The organism is Kitasatospora sp. NPDC059803 (genome assembly GCF_042732255.1).
Lineage (GTDB): Bacteria > Actinomycetota > Actinomycetes > Streptomycetales > Streptomycetaceae > Kitasatospora.
This window is the reverse complement of record NZ_JBHWIJ010000329.1, coordinates 1-8,903: the sequence shown is the minus strand read 5'-3', so window position 1 is coordinate 8,903 and position 8,903 is coordinate 1. Positions and strand designations below refer to the sequence as shown.

6 protein-coding genes and 1 pseudogene are annotated in these 8,903 nt (G+C 74.8%); 5 read left to right on the top strand and 2 right to left on the bottom strand.

Going from position 1 to position 8,903, the window contains the following annotated elements; all coding sequences use genetic code 11:
• Window positions 1-274 (bottom strand): annotated as a pseudogene (locus tag ACFV6I_RS34010) (hypothetical protein); the annotation flags it as partial.
• A 52-nt stretch (window positions 275-326) separates the two neighbouring features.
• Window positions 327-1,625, bottom strand: a complete 1,299-nt coding sequence (locus ACFV6I_RS34005; RefSeq protein WP_380429579.1) for an SWIM zinc finger family protein — start codon at window positions 1,623-1,625, stop codon at window positions 327-329.
• Between the two features lie 150 nt (window positions 1,626-1,775).
• On the opposite strand from ACFV6I_RS34005, the gene ACFV6I_RS34000 reads away from it, so the two are divergent.
• From ACFV6I_RS34000 to sucD, 5 genes are all read left to right on the top strand, one after another.
• Window positions 1,776-2,888 carry an AAA family ATPase gene (locus tag ACFV6I_RS34000; protein WP_363369253.1) on the top strand — a complete coding sequence of 371 codons (1,113 nt, stop codon included), beginning with the start codon at window positions 1,776-1,778 and terminating at the stop codon, window positions 2,886-2,888.
• Entirely contained in the window at window positions 2,885-5,293 is a 2,409-nt protein-coding gene (locus tag ACFV6I_RS33995) for a DUF5682 family protein (RefSeq protein WP_380429576.1), read from the top strand. The genes ACFV6I_RS34000 and ACFV6I_RS33995 overlap by 4 nt, the downstream gene beginning before the upstream one ends.
• 20 nt (window positions 5,294-5,313) lie before the next feature.
• Window positions 5,314-6,477, top strand: a complete 1,164-nt coding sequence (locus tag ACFV6I_RS33990) for a VWA domain-containing protein (protein WP_063349019.1) — start codon at window positions 5,314-5,316, stop codon at window positions 6,475-6,477.
• A gap of 302 nt (window positions 6,478-6,779) precedes the next feature.
• Window positions 6,780-7,952, top strand: coding sequence for an ADP-forming succinate--CoA ligase subunit beta (gene sucC / locus ACFV6I_RS33985; protein WP_063349020.1), 1,173 nt, complete (start codon window positions 6,780-6,782; stop codon window positions 7,950-7,952).
• Window positions 7,953-7,971: 19 nt separating this feature from the next.
• Window positions 7,972-8,856: a succinate--CoA ligase subunit alpha gene (gene sucD / locus ACFV6I_RS33980; protein ID WP_063349021.1), complete on the top strand. Its 885-nt coding sequence runs from the start codon at window positions 7,972-7,974 to the stop codon at window positions 8,854-8,856.
• Window positions 8,857-8,903: the final 47 nt, after the last annotated feature.

Here is an 8,903-nt window from a genome sequence, read left to right as displayed (position 1 = left end):
GCAGGACGGCGAGCCGGCGGGCGGCCGCCGCGGGCAGCTCGGGGCGCCCGTCCTCGGGCGCGGGCGGGCCGGGCGGTCCGGCGGCGGGGACGGGCAGGGCGCCGGCCCGGCGGCGGACGGTGGCGAGGGCGGCCAGCTCCAGCAGCGCGGTGGCCGGGTCGGCCTGGTCGACGGTGTCGGCGAGCGGCAGGGTGGTGGCCGGGAGCGGGCGGCGGTCGGTGCCGAGCAGGGCGGTTGTGTGCAGGGTCTCCCACGGGTCCTGGGTGATCGTCATCTTCGGTGCTCCTGAGGTGTGCTCGGGCGTGTCCTGATCCACAAGGCACGCCCTAGACGGTGGTGAGGCCGATCGGGCGGTCGTGGCCGGCCCAGGCCGTGACCGGGGCGAAGCCCTGGTGGCCGTACTCGCCGAAGACCGTCAGCGGGCGGCCGGTGGAGACCGCGGCCAGCCGCCACAGGGCCGCCTCCGGGAGGGCCGAGGTGCGGACGGGCAGGGTGTGGTGGCCGTCCGTCAGGTGCCAGCCGTCCGGGGTGCGGACGGGCACGGCGCCGGTGAGGACGGTCGGCCAGCTGTCCAGCCACGGGTCGTCGGCGACGGCGGTGCCGTAGCCGGCGACCGTCTCGGCGACGGTGAGGCCGTCGGGCGGGCCGGCCGGGCCGGGCTCGGGGGCGCCGTAGCGGGTGCCGAGGGCGGCGCGCAGCGGGCGGGCGCCGGGGTGGAAGGCGAGGTCGGCCTCCAGCAGGTGGCCGGTGGGCAGGGCGAGGTCGGGGGCCTGGCCGGGGCGGCCGAAGGCGAGCAGCAGGGCGGGGCGGCCGGTTTTGGCGCCGCGCAGCCAGACCCGGCGGGTGGTGAGCCGTTCGTCGGCGGAGTCGCGGCTGCCGAGCACCTGCCAGCGGTCGCGCACGGTGGGGCCGGCCAGGATCTCGGCGGTGTCGGTGGGGTAGCCGACCCGGGTGCGGACGGTGGCGGCCAGTTCGGCCGGCAGCTCGTCGACGCGGGTGGCGGCGGTGGCGAGCAGGTGCAGCATCGCGTACTCCTCCAGGAGCCGGTCCTGCGGGGCGGCGTCGAGTTCGCGGACCCGGGTGGCCAGGCCGGGGGCCTGGGCGTCGACCATTCGGGCGGCGACCTCTTCCCAGGGCCCGGCGGTGGACTGGTCGGCCAGGCCGTGCCGGATCCGGTCGGCCAGGCGCAGCCGCAGCTCGGCCGCGCCGGCCGCCCCCCGGGCCCCGCGCCGCTCGGCCCGGCGGCGGGCGGCGGCCGGGTCGGCGGGGGGCGCGGCGCGCTTCTCGGCGCGCTCCTCGCGGGAGGTGAGCCAGTCGGCCGCCCATGCGGCGGGTTCGGCGGCCGGGACGGCCTCCGGGGCGCCGCTCCACAGCAGGAGGAGCCCGAGCGCGTGCTTGCACGGGAACTTCCGGCTGGGGCAGCTGCACTGGTAGGCGGGCGTGGCGAGTTCGATCACGGTGCGGTACGGCGTGCTGCCGCTGCCCTTGCACTCGCCCCAGAGCGCGGTGCCGTCGGTGCCCGCCCCGGACCAGGGCGCGGGCGAGGAGAGCTTGCCGGCCGCCTTCTGCGACGCGGCGTCAGGTGCCAGGGACAGGACGTGTTCGGTGCTCCAGCGTTCCTCCATGCGACCGACGGTAGGCGGCGGCACTGACATCGGCTGACCGCCCGTCGGGAGCGCCCCGGGGTTTGTCAGTGCCGGGGTGCAGGGTGGTTCCCACAGGCCGGGACGCCGGCCCCAGCTCCCCCCGATCACCCTGCCGCCGAGGGCACCCGTGTGCCCGGCGGCCGACCCGAAGGAGCCCCCGTGACCGACGTTCTGCGGCAGCATGCCGAGGACGCCTTCGCCGGTGAACTGGCCGCGCTGGCCGCGCAGGACGACCGTCCGCGCCCGGAGCGCTGGAAGCTCTCGCCGTGGGCCGTGGCGACGTACCTGCTCGGCGGCGAACTGCCCGACGGCACCCCGATCACCCCCAAGTACATCGGCCCGCGCCGGGTGGTGGAGGTCGCCGTCACTACCCTGGCGACGGACCGCGCGCTGCTGCTGCTCGGCGTGCCCGGCACCGCGAAGACCTGGGTGTCCGAGCACCTGGCCGCGGCGGTCAGCGGCGACTCCACCCTGCTGGTGCAGGGCACCGCCGGCACCCCGGAGGAGGCCGTCCGGTACGGCTGGAACTACGCCCGGCTGCTCACCGACGGCCCGAGCCGGGACGCCCTGGTGCCCTCGCCGCTGATGCGGGCGATGGCGGACGGCAAGCTCGCCCGGATCGAGGAACTGACCCGGATCCCGGCCGACGTGCAGGACAGCCTGATCACCATCCTGTCCGAGAAGACGCTGCCGGTGCCGGAGTTGGGCGGCGAGACGCAGGCGGTGCGCGGCTTCAACGTGATCGCCACCGCGAACGACCGCGACCGCGGCGTCAACGAGCTGTCCAGCGCGCTGCGCCGGCGGTTCAACACCGTCGTGCTGCCGCTGCCGGGCTCGCTGGAGGAGGAGGTCGACATCGTCACCCGCCGGGTGAACCAGCTCGGCCGCTCCCTGGAGCTGCCCGAACTGCCCGGCGGCGCCGAGGAGATCAGGCGGGTGGTCACCGTGTTCCGCGAGCTGCGGGCCGGGATCACGACGGACGGGCGGACGAAGGTCAAGAGCCCGAGCGGCACCCTCTCCACGGCGGAGGCGATCTCGGTGGTGGCCAACGGCCTCGCCCTGGCCACTCACTTCGGGGACGGCGTGCTGCGCGCCGGGGACGTGACGGCCGGCATCCTCGGCGCCGTCGTCCGGGACCCGGTGGCGGACCACGCGGTGTGGCGCGAGTACGTCGAAGGGGTGGTGCGCGAGCGCGACGGTTGGAAGGACTTCTACCGGGCCGCCCGCGAGGAGGTGCGATGACCGCGGACGTCGCGCTGCTCGGCATCCGGCACCACGGCCCGGGCTCGGCCCGGGCGGTGGCCGCCGCGCTGGAGCGGTGGCGGCCGGACGCGGTGCTGATCGAGGGCCCGCCGGAGGCCGACGGCATCGTCCACCTCGCGGCCGGGAACGGCCTGGTGCCGCCGGTCGCGCTGCTGGCCCACGCGGTGGACGACCCGGCGAGGGCCGCGTTCTGGCCGTACGCCGAGTTCTCCCCGGAGTGGGTGGCGATCCGCTACGGCGTCGAGCGGGAGCTGCCGGTCCGCTTCATCGACCTGCCCGCCGGGTACGGCCTCGGACCCGCCGCCGAGGCCGCCGAGGCGGGGGAGGCCGGGGAGCCGGGGGAGCCCGCCGGGCCGGTCGCCGACCCGCTGGCGCTGCTCGCCGAGGCGGCCGGGTACGACGACCCGGAGCGCTGGTGGGAGGACGTGGTCGAGCACCGCGCGCCCGGTGCGGGCGGCGTGGACGACCCGGACGGACTGGCGCCGTTCGCCGCCGTCGCGGAGGCGATGGCGGCGCTGCGCGCGGAGGGCCTCGGCGAGTCCCGGCGGGACGAGCTGCGCGAGGCGTACATGCGCCAGCAGATCCGGGCCGCCCGCCGCGCCGGGCACCGCCGGATCGCCGTGGTGTGCGGGGCCTTCCACGTGCCCGCGCTGGCGGTGCTGCCGACGGTCGCGCACGACCGGGCGCTGCTCGCCGCACTGCCGCGGAAGGTGCGGACGGACATCACCTGGGTGCCGTGGACGCACCGCCGGCTCTCCCAGGCCACCGGCTACGGCGCGGGCGTGCAGTCACCGGGCTGGTACCACCACCTGTTCGGCACCGAGGGCGATCCGGTGCCGCGCTGGCTCGCCCGGGCCGCCGAACTGCTGCGCGCCGAGGACCACCCGGTCTCCTCCGCCCACGTCATCGAGGCGGTCCGGCTCGCCCGCACGCTGGCGGTGCTGCGCGGCCGCCCGCTGGCCGGCCTGACCGAGACCCTGGACGCCGTCCGCGCGGTGCTCTGCGAGGGTTCGGACGTCGCCCTGGAGCTCGTCCGGGACCGCCTGGTGGTCGGCGACGCGCTCGGCGAAGTCCCGGACGCGGCACCGGCGGTGCCGCTCCAGCGGGACCTCACCCGCTGGCAGCGCACGCTGCGGCTCAAGCCCGAGGCCGCGCCGAAGGACCTCGACCTCGACCTGCGCAAGGACACGGACGCGGCCCGCTCGCGGATGCTGCACCGGCTGCGGCTGCTGGGCGTCGACTGGGGCGTGCCGGCCCGCTCGGCGGTCAACTCGACCGGGACGTTCCGGGAGAGCTGGCGGCTGTGCTGGCAGCCCGAGTTCGCGGTCCGGATCGCCGAGGCCGCCCAGTGGGGCACCACGGTGGAGGAGGCGGCGACCGGCAAGGCCGTCGGCACCGCCCGCGCCGCCGCCGAACTCGCCGAGCTGACCGGCCTGGTGGAGACCTGCCTGCTGGCCGGGCTGGCCGGCGCGCTGCCCGCCGTGATGCGGGTGCTCGCCGACTGCGCCGCGCTGGACACCGACGTCGCGCACCTGGCCGGGGCGCTGCCCGCGCTGGTCCGGGCGCTGCGCTACGGCGACGTGCGCGGCACCGACCACGGCGCGCTCGGCGAGGTCGCCACCGGCCTGGCCGACCGGATCTGCGTAGGGCTGCCGCCCGCCTGCGTCGGGTTGGACGCCGAGGGGGCGGCGGCGATGCGCGGCCGGCTCGACGAGGTGCACGGCGCGATCGGCCTGATCGGCCCGGCCGCCCGTCCGGAGCCGGACGCCCCGGAAGGCCCGGACGCCCCGGACGAATCAGCGGGCCCGGGCACCCCGGCAGCCTCCCCGGGCCCGGACGGTTCCGAGGCCCTGGCCGACCGCTGGGCCGCCGCCCTGCGCTCGCTGGCCCGCCGCGAGCCGGCCGGCGGCCCGGCCACCGGCGCCCCCGGCCTGCTGCGCGGGCGCGCCGTCCGGCTGCTGCTGGACGACGGGCGGCTCGACTCCGAGGAGGCCGCCGGCCGGCTGCGGCTGGTCCTGTCCACCGCCAACGCCCCGGCGGACGCGGCCGGCTGGATCGAGGGCTTCCTCACCGGCGGCGGCGCCCTGCTGCTGCACGACCCGCGCCTGCTCGCCCTGCTCGACGAGTGGCTGACCGGCGTGCCCGGCGAGGTCTTCACCGACGTCCTGCCGTTGCTGCGCCGCACCTTCGCCGGGCTGGAGGCGGGCGTCCGCAGCACCATCGGCGGCCGGGTCGCGGCCGGCCCGCTCGGCGAGGCCCCGGCGGCCCCGACCCCGGGCGGCACCCTCGACCCGGCCCGGGCCGACGCCGCCGTCCCGGTGGTGGCCCTGCTGCTCGGCGCCCGCCCCCGGATCCCCCGGCAGGCCGCCGGCCGCAACACCTGACACCCGTGAAGGAGGACCTGATGGCGACCACGACCGACGAACGGCTGCGCCGCTGGCGGCTGGTGCTCGGCGGCGAGGCCGACGGCACCGGCTGCGCCCTGCGCGGCCGGGACGCCGCGATGGACGGCGCGCTGGCCGCGCTCTACCGCGGCGCGCCCGAGGAGGGCGGCCGGGGGGCCCGTGGCGGCCGGCGCAGCGCGGGGCTGGGCGGCTCGGCCCCGCAGGTGGCGCGCTGGCTGGGCGACATCCGCGAGTACTTCCCGTCCACCGTCGTCCAGCTGATGCAGCAGGACGCGATCGCCCGGCTCGGCCTGGAGCGGCTGCTGCTGGAACCCGAGATGCTGGAGGCCGTCGAACCGGACGTGCACCTGGTCGGCACCCTGCTGTCGCTCAAGCACGCGCTGCCCGAGACCACCCGGGAGACCGCCCGGGCCGTGGTCGGCAAGGTGGTCGCCGATCTGGAGCGCCGGCTCGCCGACCGCACCAGGGCCACCCTGGGCGGCGCCCTCGACCGCAGCGCCAAGGTCAACCGGCCCCGCCACCGCGACATCGACTGGGACCGCACCATCCGGGCCAACCTGAAGAACTACCTGCCCGAGCACGGCACCGTCGTGCCCGAGCGGCTGGTCGGCTACGCCCGCGCCCAGCGCGCGGTGAAGAAGGACGTCATCCTCTGCATCGACCAGTCCGGCTCGATGGCCCCGTCGGTGGTGCACTCGGCGGTGTTCGGCGCGGTGCTCGCCTCGATGCGCACGCTGGACACCCGGTTGGTCGTCTTCGACACCTCGGTGGTCGACCTCACCGAACAGCTCACCGACCCGGTCGACGTCCTGTTCGCCACCCAGCTCGGCGGCGGCACCGACATCAACCGCGCGCTCGCCTACTGCCAGTCGAGGATCACCCGGCCGTCCGAGACCGTGGTGGTGCTGATCAGCGACCTCTACGAGGGCGGCATCCGGGACGGCATGCTCAAGCGCGTCGCCGCGATGAAGGCGGCCGGCGTCCAGTTCATCGCCCTGCTGGCGCTCTCCGACGAAGGTGCGCCCGCCTACGACCACGCCCACGCCGCCGCCCTGGCCGCCCTGGGGGCCCCGGCCTTCGCCTGCACCCCGGACGCCTTTCCGGAGATCATGGCCGCGGCGATCGAGAAGCGCCCGCTGCCGGTGCCTGACCAGGGAGTGTGAGGATTCACCCGGACGTGCGAACCGGCCGACCGGCGGACGGGGGGTGCGCCGACCGCCCCCGTAGGCTGTCTGTGACGGTTCTCACCACGGACGGGCAGGCCCCGGGCGAAACAGTCCCGTCGTACGGGGATAACCTGCCAGACGGACGTGACGCGCGTGTTGATTGACGTGTGCGCCCGTGGCTGTGTGGGCCGCAAGGCCGTACCTCTGCGTACCCGCACCGCCCCGACGACCCGCAGCGAAGATCCTGCCGTGGCACGCTCGTAGAGACACAATCCGCGACCACGAACAAGGACAAACACGTGGACCTGTTCGAGTACCAGGCGAGGGACCTCTTCGCCAAGCACGGTGTGCCCGTGCTTGACGGTGATGTGATCGAGACCGCCGCAGACGCTGCCGCCATCGCGGAGCGCTTCGGCGGCCGCGCCGTCGTCAAGGCTCAGGTGAAGGTGGGTGGCCGAGGCAAGGCCGGTGGCGTGAAGCTCGCCTCCGACCCGGCTGACGCCGTCGCCAAGGCCGAGGCGATCCTCGGCATGGACATCAAGGGCCACACCGTCCACAAGGTGATGCTGGCCCAGACCGCGGACATCAAGGACGAGTACTACGTCTCGTTCCTGCTGGACCGCACCAACCGCACCTTCCTGGCGATGGCCAGCGTCGAGGGCGGCGTGGAGATCGAGGTCGTCGCCGAGGAGAACCCCGACGCGCTCGCCAAGATCCCGGTCGACGCCAACGAGGGCTGCACCCCGGAGAAGGCCGCCGAGATCGTCGCCGCGGCGAAGTTCCCGGCCGAGATCGCCGACCAGGTTGCCGACGTCCTGCAGAAGCTGTGGAAGGTCTTCATCGCCGAGGACGCGCTCCTCGTCGAGGTCAACCCGCTGATCAAGTCCGGCGAGGGCAAGATCATCGCGCTTGACGGCAAGGTCTCGCTGGACGAGAACGCCGAGTTCCGCCAGCCCGAGCACGAGGCCCTGGAGGACAAGGCCGCGGCCAACCCGCTGGAGGCCGCCGCCAAGGCCAAGGGCCTGAACTACGTCAAGCTCGACGGCCAGGTCGGCATCATCGGCAACGGCGCGGGCCTCGTGATGAGCACCCTCGACGTGGTCGCCTACGCCGGTGAGAACCACGGCGGCGTCAAGCCCGCCAACTTCCTCGACATCGGCGGCGGCGCCTCCGCCGAGGTCATGGCGAACGGCCTGGAGATCATCCTGGGCGACCCCGACGTCAAGTCGGTGTTCGTCAACGTCTTCGGCGGCATCACCGCCTGTGACGCGGTCGCCAACGGCATCGTGCAGGCCCTCGCGCTCCTGGAGAGCAAGGGCGAGAACGTCACCAAGCCGCTGGTCGTCCGTCTGGACGGCAACAACGCGGAGCTGGGTCGCAAGATCCTCGACGACGCCAACCACCCGCTGGTCCAGCGCGTGGACACCATGGACGGCGCCGCTGACCGCGCCGCCGAGCTGGCCAACAAGTAAGGAAGGGGACTTTCACACCATGGCTATCTTCCTTACCAAGGACAGCAAGGTCATCGTCCAGGGCATGACCGGCTCCGAGGGCATGAAGCACACCCGCCGCATGCTCGCCTCCGGCACCCAGATCGTCGGCGGTGTCAACCCGCGCAAGGCCGGCACCACGGTCGACGTCGACGGCACCGAGGTGCCCGTCTTCGGCGGCGTCGCCGAGGCCATGGAGAAGACCGGTGCCGATGTCACCGTCATCTTCGTGCCGCCGAAGTTCACCAAGGACGCCGTCGTCGAGGCCATCGACGCCGAGATCGGCCTGGCCGTCGTCATCACCGAGGGCGTTCCGGTGCACGACACCGCCGCCTTCTGGGCGTACGCCGGTTCGAAGGGCAACAAGACCCGGATCATCGGCCCGAACTGCCCCGGCCTGATCAGCCCCGGACAGTCGAACGCCGGCATCATCCCGGCCGACATCACCACCTCCGGCAAGATCGGTCTGGTCTCGAAGTCGGGCACCCTGACCTACCAGCTCATGTACGAGCTGCGGGACATCGGCTTCTCCTCGGCCGTGGGCATCGGCGGTGACCCGGTCATCGGCACCACCCACATCGACGCCCTCAAGGCGTTCCAGGAGGACCCGGAGACCGAGCTCATCGTCATGATCGGTGAGATCGGTGGCGACGCCGAGGAGCGTGCCGCGGCCTACATCGCCGAGCACGTCACCAAGCCGGTCGTCGGCTACGTCGCGGGCTTCACCGCCCCCGAGGGCAAGACCATGGGCCACGCCGGCGCCATCGTCTCCGGCTCCTCGGGCACCGCCCAGGCGAAGAAGGAGGCCCTTGAGGCCGCCGGTGTCAAGGTCGGCAAGACGCCGTCCGAGACCGCCCGCCTGGCGCGCGAGATCATCGCCGGCTGACGTCGGTCGACTGCGCAGCGAGCGCCCCTGCCCGTGAAGGGCAGGGG